The 16,820-nt window shown below is 66.7% G+C and carries 17 protein-coding genes and 1 pseudogene; 12 read left to right on the plus strand and 6 right to left on the minus strand.

All coding sequences use genetic code 11. The features are described from left to right. A pseudogene (locus I4J89_RS44925) lies at positions 1-200 on the plus strand (IS110 family transposase); the annotation flags it as partial. A 122-nt stretch (positions 201-322) separates the two neighbouring features. On the opposite strand, the gene I4J89_RS44930 reads toward I4J89_RS44925, so the two are convergent. Both I4J89_RS44930 and I4J89_RS44935 read right to left on the minus strand, forming a co-directional pair. After that, positions 323-838, minus strand: a complete 516-nt coding sequence (locus I4J89_RS44930) for a polyketide cyclase (RefSeq protein WP_196420362.1) — start codon at positions 836-838, stop codon at positions 323-325. Between the two features lie 230 nt (positions 839-1,068). Then, entirely contained in the window at positions 1,069-1,968 is a 900-nt protein-coding gene (locus tag I4J89_RS44935; protein ID WP_196420363.1) for a helix-turn-helix transcriptional regulator, read from the minus strand. 102 nt (positions 1,969-2,070) lie between these two features. On the opposite strand from I4J89_RS44935, the gene I4J89_RS44940 reads away from it, so the two are divergent. After that, positions 2,071-2,832 carry an SDR family oxidoreductase gene (locus tag I4J89_RS44940; protein ID WP_196420364.1) on the plus strand — a complete coding sequence of 254 codons (762 nt, stop codon included), beginning with the start codon at positions 2,071-2,073 and terminating at the stop codon, positions 2,830-2,832. A 431-nt stretch (positions 2,833-3,263) separates the two neighbouring features. Next, the gene (locus tag I4J89_RS44945) at positions 3,264-3,755 is read left to right on the plus strand and encodes a DUF3592 domain-containing protein (protein ID WP_196412037.1); all 492 of its coding nucleotides are present in this window, start codon (positions 3,264-3,266) and stop codon (positions 3,753-3,755) included. Positions 3,756-3,978: 223 nt separating this feature from the next. Here I4J89_RS44945 and I4J89_RS44950 read toward each other — a convergent pair whose 3' ends face one another. Next, positions 3,979-4,980 carry an AraC family transcriptional regulator gene (locus I4J89_RS44950; protein ID WP_196420365.1) on the minus strand — a complete coding sequence of 334 codons (1,002 nt, stop codon included), beginning with the start codon at positions 4,978-4,980 and terminating at the stop codon, positions 3,979-3,981. 80 nt (positions 4,981-5,060) lie between these two features. Here I4J89_RS44950 and I4J89_RS44955 point away from each other — a divergent pair, with 80 nt between their 5' ends. The 3 genes from I4J89_RS44955 to I4J89_RS44965 all read left to right on the plus strand — a co-directional run bounded on the left by I4J89_RS44955 (position 5,061) and on the right by I4J89_RS44965 (position 7,314). Further along, entirely contained in the window at positions 5,061-5,525 is a 465-nt protein-coding gene (locus I4J89_RS44955; protein ID WP_196420366.1) for an anthrone oxygenase family protein, read from the plus strand. Positions 5,526-6,091: 566 nt separating this feature from the next. Then, positions 6,092-6,631 carry a hypothetical protein gene (locus tag I4J89_RS44960; protein WP_230860686.1) on the plus strand — a complete coding sequence of 180 codons (540 nt, stop codon included), beginning with the start codon at positions 6,092-6,094 and terminating at the stop codon, positions 6,629-6,631. A gap of 230 nt (positions 6,632-6,861) precedes the next feature. Beyond that, positions 6,862-7,314 carry a hypothetical protein gene (locus I4J89_RS44965; protein ID WP_309238767.1) on the plus strand — a complete coding sequence of 151 codons (453 nt, stop codon included), beginning with the start codon at positions 6,862-6,864 and terminating at the stop codon, positions 7,312-7,314. Positions 7,315-7,414: 100 nt separating this feature from the next. Here the strand turns inward: I4J89_RS44965 and I4J89_RS44970 are convergent, their stop codons facing one another. Continuing rightward, positions 7,415-7,729: a hypothetical protein gene (locus tag I4J89_RS44970; protein WP_196420367.1), complete on the minus strand. Its 315-nt coding sequence runs from the start codon at positions 7,727-7,729 to the stop codon at positions 7,415-7,417. Positions 7,730-7,863: 134 nt separating this feature from the next. Between I4J89_RS44970 and I4J89_RS44975 the strand changes: the two genes are divergently transcribed. Next, positions 7,864-8,214 carry a hypothetical protein gene (locus I4J89_RS44975; protein ID WP_196420368.1) on the plus strand — a complete coding sequence of 117 codons (351 nt, stop codon included), beginning with the start codon at positions 7,864-7,866 and terminating at the stop codon, positions 8,212-8,214. 243 nt (positions 8,215-8,457) lie between these two features. On the opposite strand, the gene I4J89_RS44980 is transcribed toward I4J89_RS44975, so the two are convergent. Then, on the minus strand, positions 8,458-9,003 hold the full coding sequence (locus tag I4J89_RS44980; protein ID WP_196420369.1) for a carboxymuconolactone decarboxylase family protein: 546 nt from the start codon (positions 9,001-9,003) through the stop codon (positions 8,458-8,460). A 126-nt stretch (positions 9,004-9,129) separates the two neighbouring features. Between I4J89_RS44980 and I4J89_RS51865 the strand changes: the two genes are divergently transcribed. The 4 genes from I4J89_RS51865 to I4J89_RS45000 all read left to right on the plus strand — a co-directional run bounded on the left by I4J89_RS51865 (position 9,130) and on the right by I4J89_RS45000 (position 12,411). Continuing rightward, positions 9,130-9,999, plus strand: coding sequence for an AraC family transcriptional regulator (locus I4J89_RS51865; RefSeq protein ID WP_196420370.1), 870 nt, complete (start codon positions 9,130-9,132; stop codon positions 9,997-9,999). A gap of 466 nt (positions 10,000-10,465) precedes the next feature. Beyond that, positions 10,466-11,551, plus strand: coding sequence for a hypothetical protein (locus I4J89_RS44990; RefSeq protein WP_196420371.1), 1,086 nt, complete (start codon positions 10,466-10,468; stop codon positions 11,549-11,551). Positions 11,552-11,640: 89 nt separating this feature from the next. Further along, the gene (locus I4J89_RS44995; RefSeq protein ID WP_196420372.1) at positions 11,641-12,054 is read left to right on the plus strand and encodes a hypothetical protein; all 414 of its coding nucleotides are present in this window, start codon (positions 11,641-11,643) and stop codon (positions 12,052-12,054) included. A 72-nt stretch (positions 12,055-12,126) separates the two neighbouring features. Beyond that, entirely contained in the window at positions 12,127-12,411 is a 285-nt protein-coding gene (locus I4J89_RS45000; protein WP_196420373.1) for a hypothetical protein, read from the plus strand. Positions 12,412-12,476: 65 nt separating this feature from the next. On the opposite strand, the gene I4J89_RS45005 is transcribed toward I4J89_RS45000, so the two are convergent. Beyond that, complete coding sequence (locus I4J89_RS45005) at positions 12,477-12,854, minus strand: RidA family protein (RefSeq protein WP_196420374.1); 378 nt, start codon at positions 12,852-12,854, stop codon at positions 12,477-12,479. A 1,196-nt stretch (positions 12,855-14,050) separates the two neighbouring features. Between I4J89_RS45005 and I4J89_RS45010 the strand changes: the two genes are divergently transcribed. Further along, positions 14,051-16,201, plus strand: coding sequence for an SGNH/GDSL hydrolase family protein (locus tag I4J89_RS45010; protein ID WP_196420375.1), 2,151 nt, complete (start codon positions 14,051-14,053; stop codon positions 16,199-16,201). Positions 16,202-16,820: the final 619 nt, after the last annotated feature.

Raw genomic sequence — 16,820 nt, forward strand, 5'->3', positions numbered from 1 at the left:
AGCAATGGGCGTTCTGCGCGATGAAAGGCTCCCCGGGAGCCCGCACCTACTACAACCTGCTCCGCAAGCGCGGCACCGGCCACCAAGCCGCACTACGCCAGCTCGGCAACCGCCTCGTCGGCATCCTGCACGGCTGCCTCAAGGCCAAAACCATCTACAACGAAGACACCGCCTGGGCCCATCTACAAGCCACCACTTGACACCCAAAAACATGGGATGTCTGCCGCCGACTTTGCGTGTCGACCCGGCGTAGCATCACGCGTTGTAGCCGAAGCTCACCACTCCAGCGTCCGCAACTGCCGAGGAGCGGGTGTGCTGCACTTCAATCCGCTGCGGTGACCCGGTGATGGCGCTCAGCGAGGTGTTTGAAGTTCAGCAACTGTCGTCGCGCCATGATCAAGTCGCCGATCGACAGCCCGACCGCGGCCCACCGGTTCGTCTGTATGACGGCCTTGAGCAGCAATCGGGTCGTGTCACGCTCGTCGGGCACCAGGACGTAGGACATAAAGGCGCCCATGATGGTGGCCGTCAGTTGTCTGCCTGGGTCGACCGAGACGATCCTGCCCCTCCTCCGTCCGCCGGCTGTGGTGAATGCTTCTCCTACTCGAGGCTCGGGAAGGCCGACCAGGTGCCGAGGCGAGCGGCGGCCGAGGTTGTCGATCCAGTCGTAGGAGTAAGGCGCCAGCCTCACTTGCGCGACCCACGGCCACACCGCTGCGGTGGGCGCCTCGACCCGCACTCCCCGCCATGCTGCCAAACCTGGTGAAGCGACGAAGTCGTCGCAGGGAAAGAAGCGTGCTACGTCGCTGTCCGTCACGCCCCACCGGTCACCGATCATGGGTCCATCTTGCCCGCTGTCCTCAAGCATCCGGACATGCCGCCGTCCGTGCGCGCTGGCCGCCAACGAGCACGTCACGCGCCGTAGCCGGGGTGGCGGGCGCTTGGCATCCGACTTCGCCGATGTCAGTGCATGCGATCTCAGCTGAGACGAATAGCGAGGATAAGGCGGCCGGGAGCGTTGATCGCGAATGTCAGGCTTTCCTCATATCCTGCTCATCCGATACCTGCTCATGAGTTGTTTGCCGTCGGTGAGGCGGCCTTCGCAACCGGATCGGCCTGCGGCGCGGTCCAGCTTGCTAACAGCTGCAGGCGCTCGTACGTCGGGGTGCCGGGCGGCGCCGTGTACGTAACGAGCAATTGATCCGGCTCGCCGGGCAGCGCCAGAGTCTCGAACGCCAGCTCCAGGTCGCCGACGACCGGGTGATGCAGCAGCTTGGCACCGAACGTCTTGTCCTTGACCCGCTGGGCGGCCCACAGCCGGGCGAACTCCGGGCTGGTGACGGACAGCTCACCGACCAGCGCGGCCAGCTGTGGGTCGCCGGGATGGCGTCCGCTGTCGAGTCGCAGGAAGGCCACCGTCTCGGCTGCGACGGTGTCCCACTGCCGGTAGAACATGCGCGCCCGCGGGTCCAGAAAAGTACGCCAGACGACATTTCGCTGCCCGGCCGGCCAGGTGCTGAACCCGTTCACCGCGTCACCCATCGGATTCCAGGCCAGCACATCCAGGCGCCGGCCGAGAATGAACGCCGGCACGGTCTGCATCATGTCTAGCAGCACCCGCATGCCCGGACGCACCTGCTGACGCGGTGCCCTCGCCGGACGGGAGCGGCCGGGGGTGGAGCGGGCCAGGTTGACCAGGTGCTCACGCTCGACATCGTTCAAGCGCAGCACCCGGGCGACGGCGGCCAGCACCGAGTCGGACACGTTGTGCCCGCGGCCCTGCTCCAACCGGACGTAGTAGTCGGGGCTCACCCCCGCCAGCTGCGCCACCTCTTCGCGGCGCAGGCCGGGCACCCGACGGCGGCCCAGCACCGGCAGCCCGAACTCCTCCGGCCGGATGGCGGCGCGCCTGGCGCGCAGAAACGTCGCAATATCCGGTTCCTGAGCCGGCCCGGGCGGATCTGTCATGCCCACAGTCTGCCTTCTCCTGCAAACCGGAACCTGGGTCTGTCAGACCCAGGTAACAGCACAGCCCTGCCACCCGATCCCGGCCGGGCACAAGCTTTCGCTATGAACAGCTACGAAATGCACGACCGCACCGCCGTCGTTACCGGAGCCGCAAGCGGCATGGGTGCGGCGACCGCCGTCCTGCTCGCCGCCGGCGGGGCCCGCGTCGCCCTGCTCGCCCGCCGCCGCGACCGCATCGAGGAACTGGTCGCCAAGATCGAAGCGAGCGGCGGAAGGGCGCTGGCCGTACCCGTCGATGTCACCGACGTCGCGTCCGTGACGGCCGCAACCGACCGGGTCACGGCCGCCTACGGCCGCGCGGATCTGGTGGTCAACGCCGCCGGGGTAATGCTGCCGAACCCGATCGGTGACGGCCGCGAGGACGAGTGGACCCGCATGATCGACACCAACCTGACCGGAGCGCTGCGGATCATCCGGGCCTTTCTGCCGGGGCTGCGTGCCGCCGCGGCCGACGGTCGCCCCGCAGACCTGGTCAACATCTCTTCGATCGGCGCGCATGTGACCTTTCCGCAGTACGCGGTCTACTCCGCCACCAAGGCAGCGCTCACTCAGCTCTCCGCGTCGCTGCGCACGGAACTGGGTGCCGAGGCGGTCCGGGTCACCAACATCGAGCCCGGCCTGACCGACACCGAGCTCGGTGGACACGTCGACAACCCGGAGCTGTCCGCGCAGCTGGGGGCGATGTTCCGGGCGATGCCTGCACTCAGCGCCGACGACGTCGCGGACCTCATCGCATACGTCACCTCCCGCCCGCGCCACGTCAACCTGCGCCAGGTGATCGTGCTGCCGACGCCGCAGGCCTGACCGCCGGCCTCCCTGACGGCGGGCTCTGCCACCGCACGGTCGCGGAGCCCGCGGTCCGAGACCGGGAACGAAAGAGGTCCGCTTTCGCAGAGAAGAAACGAGGCCAACCGTAGGGCCACGCCGCAAATGATGCTCCGTGCCTGGTCTGGGCCCTGAGTCCACTGCAATAGCGAACGCTGTGCCCGGTCGCGTACGGTCGCAGCCGTGCAGGCCGAAAGGCCGTCGCCAGTGCCGTGGGTCGCGACTCCGCCTCAGCCAGCCCTGGCTGCGCAACATTGTCGCGAGCCTTACCACCCGGTCGACCAGCAAGTCCCGCTGACGCCCGCGCCCTCGTCAATTGACGCGAACGTTTGCCGCAATCCGATGAACGGCAGCTTCCCAGTAAATCCAGTCGCGCAGAGTCGATCGCACGGCTTCACTACAGTGTGGTCATGATCGACGAGGGTTCGCGCTGGTTTGGGCTCTTCGTGACGGCCTTCGTCGTACTGATTCCGACCGCTATGGGCGTCGGCATGATTACCGCTGCCGTTCGCCGCTGGCGGCAAGCCCGCTACCTGGCCGAGGCCGGCCGGCGGACCAAGGCAGTCGTGGTGGAGAACCAGCAGCGGTCTGGATCCGAGGGCCGGATCACGTTCATCCCGGTCGTCCGGTTCGTCACCGCCGCCGGACAGGAGATCCGCACCCCGGTCGAGGACCTGGGCGGCTACGACTCCCACTTGACCGGCGCCGAGTACGAGATCGTCTATGACCCCGACCGTCCGCAGACCGCGATGGCCCCCACCAGCGGCACCGGCGGCGTTGTCGGCGCGGTGATCTTCGCCTTGGTTTGCTTCGGCCTCGCCGCCGCAGCGCTCTTCCTGTCCGGCTCGTTCCTGCTCGACACCAACCCGTTCACCCCCGGCTTCTCCTCAGACTGGCCCTGATGTCCCTTGCCACTGAGATGTGTGCTCGCCGCCGTACGAAGCGTCGGGGTGCCGGGCGGCAGCCGTCGCTCGGGACAACATCAGACCGTCACCCGGCATCGCTACAGGGTAGGCACCCCATGATCCGGTGCGCTGACGGCTTGCCCGCACGGAGCTGCCGCTGTCCGCATGTACAACGCATAGTGGATCGCGATCAGAGCTGTCGGTCGCATGCCGGTTTCGCCTACATTGCTGGCTTGTGCGTTCGTGTCCGCCATGACTGCTGATGTACACCTTCAAGACGGCTGGTTTGGGCGGCAGTGTCGCTGCGCAGCGTGCGCGGGGACACTCCACGGACCCGCTTGAACGCGGCGCTGAGCGCGAACGGGCTGGCGTACCCGACGTCGCGGGCGATCGCCTCCAACGTTGCGTCACTGCGGAGGAGCAGGTCGGCGGCACAGGACAGGCGCCATTCGGTCAGGTATGTCATCGGCGGGACGCCCACCATCTCGGTGAATCGCCGCGCCAGTAGCGCGCGCGAGCAGCGTGCTTCAGCGGCCAGAGATGCAACCGTCCAGGCTTGGTCCGGTCGAGCGTGAATGCAGGTCAGGGCGGCGCCGACGATCGGATCGTCCTGGGCGGTGTACCAGCGTGGCGGATGCGCATCCGGCCGCGCGAGCCATGTGCGCACGGCGGTGATCAGGACTAGGTCGAGCAGCCGGTCCAGGACAACGTCCTGGCCAGGGGCGTCTCGATCGACCTCGCGTATGACGTGCTCGACCAGCCCGGAGTCCCACTCACCGGGCCGCAGCACCACCAGGTCGGGCAACGCCGACAGCAGCGACCGACTGATCTCGGCCGGCGAGTGGTATGTACCGGTTAGCAGCATCGTGTCGCCGTCCGGATCATTCCCCCAGGACCGCAGTCCGAGCGGTCCCATCGGGCGGGCGCCGACCACGCCGGCTATCGGCCGGCAAACTTGGTCCGGCCCGATCGCGACCTGTGGCCCAGTTGCGACAGAATCGGCCACTGTGTACGGGGCCGGGCCCCGCACGACCGCCACGTCCCCTGGCACGATCTCGGTCGTCGCCGTACCCGCGTCGATGTACGCCGACCCCCGGACGACTGCGACCAGGGTCAGCGGAGCCCGGTCCTCGATCCGTATCGACCACGGCGCGGACAGCAGCGAGCGCAGAATGAACGCCCCCCGCGCCCGCGGATCGAGGAGGCCGCCGACAGGGTCCATCGATGCAGCCTAGACGCTCGCGTATGGAATCGGGTGTCTATCGCATGGATCATCTCATCGAGCTGCGGTGTCATTGAGTCATGACTCGTCCATGGGATGTCCTCGCCGCAGCCACCACCATCGGGAGCGGGCTGCTCGCCGGCGTGTTCTTCGCGTTCTCCGCATTCGTCATGAGCGGTCTGCGACGGTTGCCAGAGGCGAGCGGCGCGGCCGCGATGCGCTCGATCAACGTCACCGCACAGCGCCCACCTCTCATGATCGCCTTGTTCGGCGTCTCGGCGCTGTGCGTCGTGATGATCGTTCGCGCGCTCGCCACGTGGTCGCGGCCCGGCGCCGCGTGGTTGCTGGTCGGCGCGATCCTGACGATCGTCGGAGCATTCGGCGTCACGGCCGCGATCAACGTGCCGCTGAACAACCGCCTGGACGCCGGCACAGTCACCTGGTCACAGTTCCTGGCCGGCTGGGACCCGGCCAACCACGCCCGGACCATCCTCTGCCTGGTCGGATGCGCCGTCCTGCTGGTCGGCGCGCTGCGCCGCCATTGACGTCCCGGCACCCGGCCACACCGACCCGCAGGGGCTTAATATCGACGGCGCTGACCTGTTGGAAGCCCTCACCGTGGTCCGCCGCCAATTGGAGGCGAACGGCCGCCGGCGGCGTTGCCAAGCCGCGCGAAGCAACGTCTGGCCGTCCGGCCAACTCCGGCAGTTCACCAACGGCAGACAGGGCTACGTCCTCACCGACGCTCGCCGAGCCAATCCCGAGGAACCCTTCGAGGTCGTTGATTTCTGGATCCGGCAGCCTCCGAACAGGTCTCTTCCCTGGACGCGCGGTACCGATTTGTCCGCGCCTTTCACGGACTGCCGCCGAATCAACCCCATCACCGTGAGCCCAACAGGGGACTAGGCATGGTCAGGCGCGCACTGCTGCCGCTCGGTGCGCGCCTCCTTCGGATGATCGTCACAAGTAGGAAACGGGTTGATCACGGAGAGGCATTGAATGGTCGCAGTCTCGGCACCGGCCGCTCGGACGCGGACGGCGCCCGAGCGACGACCCGAGATGGCCGACCAGCGATACACCGGCTCGTATCGGTCGTCTAGCCTGGCGGATCATGGTCTACAGATGGCGAGCCGGGCTGGCTCTGATCATGACGGTGGGACTCGCGGTGACCGGTGTGACGGCCGGCTGCGGACTGCCCCTACCGGCCGTCGAGGCGGGCCAGTCCGATGATTTCTCCTTCCCCTATCCGACCGAAGGACGGCCGGAGCGCATCGCCATCGACCACAACACCTTCGAGGCCGAGCACGTCGGGCACACCGCGGACGGCGGACAGTTCTTCCTGACCACGCCGTTCGAACCGGGCGGCCGTAGTTTCGTCGCGCTGTACCTGTTCGACCGCGACGGGCTGTTCGTCAAGGCGGAAATCGATCCCTTCGACAAGGGGCTCTACCAACGCCGGCTCAAGGACCTCGGCAAGGTGACCTTTGATCGGATCGTGGTGGAGCCCTTCGAGGTCGAACGGTTCAGCCAGACCTTCGGCCTCGTCGCCGACGAGCCGACCACCAGTGACGAGATCTGGTGGGTCACCGCCGAGCCCGGCGACTACATGGCCTTCGCTGAGCCGTGGGACCTCGGCGAATACGACACCTGAGGTCGCCTCACCACCGGTACGTGCGCGTACTTCCACTGTCCGTGCGCGCTGGCCGCCAACGAGCACGTCACGCGCTGTAGCCGGGGTCGCGGGCGATTGACATCCGACTTTGCCGATGTCAGTGCACATGTGCCGGTTCCGGTACGGGACGAGATCACCCACATATGGCCCCGGCAAAGGATGGCGGGAATCGATCGGTGTGTCTAACCTGCCACCTAGATCAACAGGGGGTGGATGTGGGTGCATCGCATTGGGACTACTACGTTCCGTACCAATCTGACCTGCAGGCTGCACTGGATGACCTGCGGCGGCACGTCTTCGCGACCGGGGACTACTGGTGGGCGGTGCCGTACGAACTCGGCACTTCGGCCGCCGATTTCCCGAACCGACCGCAGACCGAGGACGAGTTGTGGGCTGACGAAACCGTTCAAGAGTGTGGTACGCACTCGATCCTCGACATGCGATGGGTGGTGACCAAGGTCAAGGATGCTGATTACGGGACGGTCCGGGCAGTCGGCGAGGAGGAGGCGCTTGAGCGGCTGGGCGTCACCAAGCTGACCCGGGCACACGTCAAGGCGTTGGAGCCGCTGGCGGAGCAGCGATGGTTTGGTAGGTGCGCGATCCTGCACAGCAGCGCCGGGGAGCCGGAGGAGATTTACTTTTGGGGGTACTCCGGAGACTAATCGCCGCGATGACCCCGCTATGGCCGGCGACCTCCCGCGGTGCAAGCTAGCCTGCATCCGCACATGCCGCGAGTCGCGCGGTGCGTTCAATGCCGCAGGCCTATGGCCGGTATGGCAGCTCGACGTTTAGTCGGTCGCGCCAGTCGTCATGAGCGAGACCAGCCGCGACCAGGACGTCGCGCCAGTCCTGCCAGGCCAGTGCAGCCGCTTCGAGGAATCGCTGGCTGTCTCCACCAGACAAGAGGACCACTGCCGCTTGGACACGCTCGGTACCTGCGGCGTCTTCGCGCTCTTGGGACACAAGATCGGCGAGCAGGTCGAGAGCTGGCTCAAGGTCTTCCGGTCTGAAGTGCCCGCGCATCCAAGCCTGAATCCGGTCGCTGACCATATGCGGCAGTATCCCTTGGTAGCGCAACCACGCTCCCTCAGCCGAGATCGGCCTTGCTCATGCCGCCGACCGAGCGTTGTCCAGTACCGCGACCGCACTTCCCAGCGAGACGATCGCCGTGCGTACCTGAACGACGTTGTCGGACCCTACACTTCATGATCATGACGGTCGAGGTGTTGCTCGGTGAGGTTACGTGCCCGTCCGGTCAGTTGGTGGTCATGGACGGTGGTTACCTCGAACTGTGGTCCGGCCACCGGGCGCCGGACGACGAAGAGCGCCCGGCAACCGACTTCGCGATCGTGGGTGCGGACGCCGAGGCCGCGGCGGAATCCTTTGACCGGCAGACCGGAGCCCGCCTGTACGACATACCCGCCCACGCCGTCGCCGAGTTCACCGCTACGTTCGACAAACACTGCCGCGAGCACGAGCACGATGCGCACCTGCGTGAGTTCGAGCAGCAGGTCCCGCACCGTGAATGGGTCCGGCACGCGGTCGCTTCTTCTCGACTTTGAAGGTCAGATCGAGTTTGTTGCGCGCCCGGTCGGTCAGGCCGGCGTAGGCGTTTGTCGGCCCACATCGAGGTCAGTTCCGGGTTGCACTCGCGAAGCTCAGACGGAATGTCGCGGTCGGTGACGTCTGCCGGGGCCACCATCATGTCCACGATCAGGTGCCGCCGGTTCCGGCCGTCGCCCGCATGGCGACGTGGCCGGTGCGCGTTGAGAGGGCGATGCGCACCGGCCACCCAGATGCTGGGGTCAGCTTGCCCGCCGTAGCGCCACGGTCGGGAAGTCGACCGGCACCCCGAGGGCGATGTTGACGTAGTTGGTGAACAGGTTGAGGGCGACCTGGGCGATCGTCTCGACGATCTGCTCGTCGCTCCAGCCCTGCGCGCGGACGACAGCGACGTCCTCGGCCGAGACCTGGCCACGCTCATCGACCAGCTTCAGGGCGAAATCGAGCAGAGCGGCGGTACGGGCGTCGTCGGACTCGCCGACCTGCGCGGCGGTGAGGTCCTCGCGACTCAGGCCCGCCTTCTTGCCGAGTGCGGTGTGCGCGGCCAGGCAGTACTCACACGAGTTGCGGTTCGCGACCGCCACGGCGATCTGCTCGCCCAGGGCCGCGCCGAGGGTGCCGCCGGAGAACGCACTGAACGACCCCCACATGCTCTTGAGCGCGGCAGGAGAGTTCGCGACTGCCTTGAACATCGCGGGCACAGCACCGAAGGCCGCGTGGATCTGGTCCAGCTGGACCTTCACCTCGCCGGTGGCGGAGTCACGGTCGATCAGGGGCACGTTTGCCATGGTTGGTTCCTATCTGAGGTGAACGCCCCGATGGCGGGGCTCGTGCCATCAACCCTGCCCCGCGTAGGCGGACGATACGTATCAAGAAGTCTTTGATACTTAGCGGATCGTCCATAGAATGGCGGCGTGGAACCTTTCGATCGGCTCACCCCGCTGCTGCAACGGTTCCGGGTCAACACCAGGCTGTTCCACGCCGGCCCACTCTGCGGTGTGACGACGTTCGCGGCCCGGCCCGGCCGAGGCTTCCTGCACATCCTGCGGCACGGAGAAATGGCGGTCACCCACCGAGAACCCGGCGGCGCGGTCAGGCGGATCGAGATCGACCGGCCCACCCTGCTGTTCTATCCGCAGCCCCTCGAACACGCCTTCCACAACGCGCCGGCCGAAGGCTCCGACCTCACGTGCGCATCGCTCGACGTCGAGGGAGGTGCGACGCATCCCCTCATGCGGACACTGCCCCCCGCGCTTATCGTCCCCCTCGACGCCATAGGGGAACTGGAGCCGCTACTGCAGGTCCTGTTCGACGAGGTCGACAACGTTCGCTGCGGTCAACGGCTCGTCGCCGACCGACTGTTCGAGGTCGTCCTCATCCGATTGCTGCGCTGGATCCTCGACCACGTCGACGAACTCGGCATACCTTCGGGCATCCTGACCGGCCTAGCCGATCCACGCCTGGCTCCCTCACTCATCGCGCTACACGAATCACCAGAAGCGGACTGGAAGCTGGACAGCATGGCACGCGAAGCACGAATGTCACGCAGCGCCTTCGCGGCCCACTTCAAAGAGGTCATCGGCTCAACCCCCGGGCAATACCTGACCCATTGGCGGCTCACCATCGCTCAGGAACGCCTGCGCGCCGGCGCTGCCGTGTCCACGGTCGCGACGGAGCTCGGGTACGCCAACGCGTCCTCATTCTCGCGGGTGTTCTCCCAGCACCTCGGCACAGCACCGAGGAACTGGCTCGCCGCGCCACCACAATCACCGATCTCGGTGTAAGAGCAAGCCCGGCGAGGCCAGACCCTCACCTGATACCGCGATCACACCAACGCAGCCAACGTCCATGTCTGGACCGACTGACCCGACGACATCCGGATCTGGCTGAGCATGCGCGTTCGTCCGGCCGCGGACGGGCACGCTGCGTGAAGGACGATCGATCCTGTTCCTGGTTGTGGCACTCGACGACCTCGCTGCCCTCCTGGGATGAACGACGCTGCAGAGCGAGCCACGCGGATCCGGTTCTTGACGGAGTCGGCGCGGACGATGCTCGCCGCCGGCACCGCGGTGACCGGGTGGAGGCGGCCCATCGCTCCGCGGCCGCTGCGGCGACCAGCCACACCATCCCGACCCGACCGCTGCCCGTGCCCCAGACCGCCGAGAGTTGAACGCGGTGTAGTTCGCGTCAATTCACGGTGCGCGGGAAACCGCCCGGCCAGGCAAGACAGCGGTCCCTACTGTGAACCGCATGCGAAGACGCTATGTAGTACCGACCGCCGCCGCCCTGGCGCTGTCGCTCATACCCGCCGGCCCGGCACTCGCCGCGTCGGCAGCTGACACCACGCCGCCTCAGGTTCTCGACATCGCGTTCTCGGAGTCCGCGGTCACCGTCTCCGGTCTGCAGACCAAGTTCGTCGAAGCACGGGTCCGGCTGACTGACGACACCGGAGTGCAACCGATCTCGTACGGGTACAACCCACCCTTCGAGCGGGAGTCACCCTATCTGCGGCTGAACGCCGAACCGAACAACTACATCCTGCTCCGTCTGACGGAGGGGACGGACAAGGACGGGATCTGGTCCGGCAACATCCCGGTCACCTCCGCCTGGCGGGGGACGATCACGCCGGTCCAGATCTATGCCAAGGACAAGACGTACGAGAACACGCTCGACATCAATCCGGGGGCGCTCGGCCTCACGCCCACCCTGAAGGTGCGAAGCTCCAACCGGCCGGCCATCGACATGACGTTCTCGCCGGAGCCGCGCCCCGCCGGCAAGCCGGTCACCCAGAAGATCCGGGCCTGGAACACCACCACCGGCAAGCCCTGGCCCAACCTGCCGCTGCACCTCAGCTTCGACAACGGCTGCGTGGAGCCGGGCGGCCTGGTGGCCGTGCGGACCCGGGCGGACGGGACGTACAAACGGAAGATCAGCGCGGCGAACGCGCGGTGGGTGCAGTGCGCCTGGGTGCCCGGGGTCAACCAGCCGGGTTCGGTCTGGCCGCCGACGAGGATCGCGGCGGACGCCGGTTTCGCCCGGACCGAGCGGTACGCGGTCACCGCGAAGCCGGCCGTCACGTCGGCGAAGGTCGGCAAGAGCGTCAAGATCAAGGGCAAGGTCAGCCCGGTTTACCAGGGCAAGGTCGTGCAACTGCAGCGGTACCTCAAGAAGAAAGGCTGGCGCCTGGTGACCACCGCCAAGGTGCGGGCCGACGGCCGCTACACCGTCGTGGCCACTCCCAAGCGCAAGATCACCTACACCTACCGCGTGTACGCGGCCGGCGACGTCAACGCGGTCGGCGGCGTCTCCAAGAAGTTCAAGATCCGCGGGAAGTGAGCGGGAAGGCCTCAGACCGCCTGGCCGGAGATGAACGGCAGCCAGCCGGAGAGCAGCCCTAGCGAGCCGAGCACAATCACCAGATCGCGATGGCGCGCACGGGCCAGAGCGATGGCGCTCTGCCCGTTGAAGGCGCCACCCTGGCGGTGGCGGAGACGAACATGGCCGCGTTCGTCGAGGAGGTGCGTATCCGGGCCGCCCTGCAGGGTGAGGTACGCGGCTACACCCCCGAGGTCGGCGTGCCGGTGCGCAACGCGGCGGCTGACGAGCCGGGGACCGGCAGGTACGCATGGACGCTGCCGGTCAACGGTCAGGACCAGCACATCCTGATGCCGGACACCGACCTGACCGCGGTGAAGGGCCTGAGCTCCGCAGCGCCCTGCCTGAAGATGAACGACTCCTGGTCTTGGTGGAACGACGCCGCCGGCGCCGCGGTGCCCCTGCCCGCCCGGCAGCCATGGTTGGACGGAGGCATCGCACGCGTCCGCTCTGAACTGGGCTGACAGCGACTAGCAGCCGGCTTTCGTTCCGAAACGGCCCCTCACGGCCCGAGATGAGTCCGTACCGTTCCGTCCATGGGCACGGTGCACCGGGCTGCGGTTGACGCGGCGGCCGCGGCGGCAGTGCTGGACGCCATGGTGACGGCGCTCCGCGAGTACGAAGTTGGCCCGCACGCCGCGGTCCGGCTCGTCCGCGCTCTGCGGGCCGTAGACCCGAGCTTGGTGACCGACCTGATCGCCGGACTCGACAACGAGGACGACCGGTTCTCCGAGGTCGCCCCGGAGGATCTCGCCGAGATTCTGGCGGGCCTGGTGACCTCGCTGCGGACACTCCTGGCGGACAAGGCCGCTACGGGCTGAATACGAGCTGGCGAGGTGCCAGGTATGGTCGGTCGGCGGCTGCGGAGGTGTGGGACGGGGTCCCTTCAGCCGGTGAATGCGGTCATACGGATCGATACGAGAACGCCAGGCAGTTCGACGCCGAGCTTGGCGACGTAGCGCGTTGGCGGCGTGCTGGGGAACCAGGTCGCGTACTCCTCGTTCATGCCTGCGAAGTCAGCCGGATTGGTCAGGAGTACGCCCACCTCGACGATGTCCTCCCATGTCGCGCCCGCAGCCCGCAGGACGGCGCGGCAGTTGGCGAGGGCCTGTCGTGTCTGTTGCTGGATCGTCGGTCCGGCCAGACCACCATTGGTGACGTCGACGCCGGGCTGGCCCGCAACGTAGACCAACCCGCCGGCTTTCACCGCCTGGCTATACAACGCTGAGCTGGGCGCGTCCGCCGTGCTGACGAATTCTCGCATGCTCTCAAACTAGCTCCGCTCAGGACAGCCGCGTTCGGCCAGACGGACCGAATTCATGAGGCGGCCGACGGCCGAGTGCAAGCGGTGGGTGACACCTCGTTTTCTTCGGCCGCCGCGGTGGTAGCGACGTTCATAGCGGAGAAGCGCATGTCCACTGGATTCCAGATCGCCGCCGAGTTGACGTGTTGGCATGATTGCGGCCTGCGAGGTGCCGGCGTTGATCGGGGCAGTGGATCTGGACCGAGGCTGTCAGCACCGTGCTGTCTGATCGCTACGGGCCTTGGGCCTACCGCTGGTACGGGGCGCCCGGCTAGTGGGAACCTCGGACTGGATCGCCAGCTCCGGCGGCCGAAGCTCCGGTTCTCGCGACCAACTTGCTGCTGACCTGGTGGCTATGGCTGGAGAGATCGTCGAACGATGCGAGCAGTTCCTGCCCTTGCTCCACCCGATGGAAGCCACCGAACCCGGCGATCTTGCCGCCACCTGGGAGTGCGCTATCGCGGACCTGATGAGGGTCGCCGTCGCTCCGATCGCCGACGGCGACAGTTGGCAGGGCGGATGCCGCAGGGTCCTTCAACGGTTCCTCACCGCCTCCGGCGTGCCAGTGCACCACGCGGAGGCGCTGGTCGCCAGCGCGATAGACGAACGTTCGACTCCTGGGTGCCACTCACAGCAGCCGATGTAATCGACGTCGCCGAACGACTCACCCGCAACGTGTTCGGATCTTCGGGCTCACGCCGCCCATCAAACCGACAGAGGGCCAGACACCTAGCCGCAGAACTGGCCAACGTGGCGGGCGACGAACACGACCGGCAACGGTAGATCTGACCGGCAATCGGCGGACGGCGTCCGGATCTGCCGTTGAGCACGTGCGCCGGCGGCTGAGCTGCCATCACGCTTCGTATGGGCAGCGCCATGATCGCGTGCCTGTTCCTGGTCCGGGCGGCGACCGATGAGGCTGACCCTGGTGGACTCTCTCGCCCCGTTGGCGGTCCGGCAACCTCCTCGCGGCGTAGCTCTGGCGAGATTGATTTGATGTTGATCAATTGGTTTGCCGGTTCGGAGGATTCTGTATTCATCGACGTCGGTAGATTCTGAGTCGGCTGGTCGGACCGGAACGGGGACGGTGCCGCATGTCGAGGAAGTCGTTAGCCGCGATACTTGTGATCGCTCTCTTGGCCGCGTTGGGGAGCGTCGTGAACTCGCCACCGGTCGCCGCGGCGGCCGGATCGCCACGCATCATGGTGGTCGGCGACTCGATCAGCCAAGGGTTGGAAGGTGACTTCACCTGGCGTTACCGGCTTTGGCAACACCTCACCTCTAGTGGGCTGACCCCGCAGTTCGTCGGCCCGTGGACGGGCACCACGCACGCGGGGCCGTACACGGGAACTTCCGGCGACCCGTTCCATGACGGTGCGTATCGGCCGGGCATCAGCTTTCCGCAGCCGGCCAACCTGGCCGAGTGGGGCTGGATGATGGCCGAGGGCAAGGTCGCGATCGCCCAGCAGATGAAGAACTACGCGCCTGAATATCTGCTCGTCGAGCTCGGCTTCAACGACATCGCCTGGAACCTCGGCGACACACCGCCGGCAGAGGTCGCGGCCGGGGTCATCTCGTCGATGCAGCAGCTGGTGACGAATGCGCGAGCGGTCAATCCGAACGTGCGGATCCTGCTCGCCGATGTGCCGCACCGGGCGCCGATCGCGGAGTATCCGGAGTTGCCCGGCAAACTCGATGCGTACAACTCGAGGTTGAACGCGGGCATTGCCGCGGTGAACAGCCAGGCGCCGGCGTCGCCGGCGGTGGTCCGGGTGGGGTTCAACGCGGCGTACAACTACAACACCGATACGTACGACGGACTGCACCCGAACGTCCGCGGTGAATATGTCATCGCGAAGGCCTTTGCCGACCGGCTTGCGGCCGTTTACGGCGTCGGCGCGACGATGACGATTCCGGGGTCGCTGCCAGCAAATTTGACTCCTGGACCGACCGGCACGATCTCGGCGACGGTGAACAGCGACTGGAGTGCGAATCTGAGCTGGCCGCACGTGTTCGGCGCCGGCGGATTCTGGATCTGGGTGCGCGACCGGTCGGCGGGCGAGACCGACTTCCACAAACTGCCGTGGCCGGTCGGCTCGGACGGGTGGAAGGCATCGGCGCTCGCTGCCGGGCATCAGATCGACTTCAAGGTACAGACCGCCCGCGGCGACTACGCGAGTGGATTCTCCCCCACCACGACGATCACGGCGCCGGCCCTGCCCGCGGTCCGGTTCACGGTGACACCCGGGAAGTACTCGGCGACGATCAGCTGGACGCCGGTTGCTCACGCCGATGACTATCACCTGTACGCGGGCGGCAACTGCAACGATCCGGTGCCCGGCGTGAACGACAACATGCAACTCGTGCAGTGGTCGTTGGGCGGGAAGACGTCGTTCACGCAGACGTACCTCACCGGCCTGTGCATGAACTATTACCTGGTCGCTTCCAAGAACGGCGGTGAGAGTCCGAAGCCGGCGTTCGCCACCCGGGTGTGGCCGCTGCAAGACAACATTTATGTCGCGCAGGCGAAGCAGTTCTACTTCCGCACCGATCCGTACCCCGATGATCGGGTCTGGCGCGGGAACGTGACGCCGGGCCCCGATCGCGGCGTGCTGGTGATGCGTGGGTTCATCGCCGACAACAACTTCTTCGACGCGGCGATCGGCGACAAGAGGCAGTACAACTCGGACGTCTTCAACTCAGCCAAAGCCACGGTGGTGTGGGACACCAAGACCGGCGAGGTGGCTATTTACGTCCACAAGTCCTGCCTGTTCGGCGCGAACGGCTGGCAGTGCAAGCCGGCGTTGCCGATCGGGATCGTGGGCGACGCGTACTCGACGCCGGACGGATCGTCGGACTACCGCAACTTGTTCACGGTTTCGAAAAACCCCAACGGTGGGCTCGTCGTCGGAGTCTCAGCGGTGAACGCCTGGACCGAGTTCCTCCGCAATGTCGGCACCGTCGAATGCCAGGCGATCCTGTCCGGCATCGCGCCGTTCGGCTTCCCGGACAAGGCGCAGCTCTGTTACGACTTGGCGCACCTGGGCCGGATCAGCGACCAGATCTTCGCGACTCCGTCCGGTGACACCTTCTCTATCACTATGCAGGGTGACAAGTATCCATCGTGGGAGTTCTACCGCTATCCGGCCGACGGCCCGCTGGGGTCGATGGGCATCAAGCGGGTGATCGGCACTCGTAACCAGACGGTCGTGATCGATCTGCGCGGGGAGGCGGTCACCTGCGTCAGCCCCGCCGGCGAGGCGGATGCGTCATCGCCGGGCGTGACTCGGCCGATGAGCTGCTCATGATCCCGACGCGCATCCAGTTGGTCGACATCGGCTAGTACGGCAGCCGCCATTCGAGATCATGATTGGAGTTTCAGGGTTGAGGCGGCGGGCGTAGCGGGCTCGTCCGCTCGGGCCTGGCGTCGGGGCCGCAGCTTGACCAGGGAAACGGTACGCGATGCTGCGGGCCGGCCGGATCAGCGATGCTGTGAGCATCGACCGGATCGGTCTTGCGGCCCTGACCGGTGGCGAACACCCGAGCCCGGGCGGACAGTTCGCCGGCGCGTCCAGGACGGTCTCGCCGTCAGCCGCTGCGCGACATGCCGGCCGATGCCGTTGCAGCCCTCGATCGCCCAGTCCCGCTCGCCGTGCCCCTCCCTCCCTTCCTGCTCCGACCTGATGTCGGCGGGAGGGCAGCGCTACTTTGAGCTGGGCATACCCCTCTGGAGCCACTCCGCGCCGCGGTGACCGGCAAGGCGCATGCCAAATCTGAGCCACACCAACCTTGGGTGGGCAGCCGAAAAGAGAGCGACTCCGCCGGTCACCTAGACCATGCCTGGCCGGGCAGCGGTCGTGCCGCCAGTAGATAAGAGTGCGCGCGGTCATGCCGGTCCCACATTCGTTTTGCAATTTTTGACCGATT

Origin of the sequence: Actinoplanes aureus (assembly GCF_015704865.1) — a bacterium.
In the GTDB taxonomy this organism is placed as follows: Bacteria; Actinomycetota; Actinomycetes; order Mycobacteriales; family Micromonosporaceae; genus Actinoplanes; species Actinoplanes aureus.

Bases quoted from the DNA above. Each gene is read 5' to 3' on its own strand.
- I4J89_RS44930 (WP_196420362.1), bottom strand. From the start codon at position 838: ATGATCGGTGACCGGTGGGGCGTGACGGACAGCGACGTAGCACGCTTC.
- I4J89_RS44935 (WP_196420363.1), bottom strand. From the start codon at position 1,968: ATGACAGATCCGCCCGGGCCGGCTCAGGAACCGGATATTGCGACGTTT.
- I4J89_RS44940 (WP_196420364.1), top strand. From the start codon at position 2,071: ATGAACAGCTACGAAATGCACGACCGCACCGCCGTCGTTACCGGAGCC.
- I4J89_RS44945 (WP_196412037.1), top strand. From the start codon at position 3,264: ATGATCGACGAGGGTTCGCGCTGGTTTGGGCTCTTCGTGACGGCCTTC.
- I4J89_RS44950 (WP_196420365.1), bottom strand. From the start codon at position 4,980: ATGGACCCTGTCGGCGGCCTCCTCGATCCGCGGGCGCGGGGGGCGTTC.
- I4J89_RS44955 (WP_196420366.1), top strand. From the start codon at position 5,061: ATGACTCGTCCATGGGATGTCCTCGCCGCAGCCACCACCATCGGGAGC.
- I4J89_RS44960 (WP_230860686.1), top strand. From the start codon at position 6,092: ATGGTCTACAGATGGCGAGCCGGGCTGGCTCTGATCATGACGGTGGGA.
- I4J89_RS44975 (WP_196420368.1), top strand. From the start codon at position 7,864: ATGACGGTCGAGGTGTTGCTCGGTGAGGTTACGTGCCCGTCCGGTCAG.
- I4J89_RS44980 (WP_196420369.1), bottom strand. From the start codon at position 9,003: ATGGCAAACGTGCCCCTGATCGACCGTGACTCCGCCACCGGCGAGGTG.
- I4J89_RS44990 (WP_196420371.1), top strand. From the start codon at position 10,466: ATGCGAAGACGCTATGTAGTACCGACCGCCGCCGCCCTGGCGCTGTCG.
- I4J89_RS44995 (WP_196420372.1), top strand. From the start codon at position 11,641: ATGGCGCGCACGGGCCAGAGCGATGGCGCTCTGCCCGTTGAAGGCGCC.
- I4J89_RS45000 (WP_196420373.1), top strand. From the start codon at position 12,127: ATGGGCACGGTGCACCGGGCTGCGGTTGACGCGGCGGCCGCGGCGGCA.
- I4J89_RS45005 (WP_196420374.1), bottom strand. From the start codon at position 12,854: ATGCGAGAATTCGTCAGCACGGCGGACGCGCCCAGCTCAGCGTTGTAT.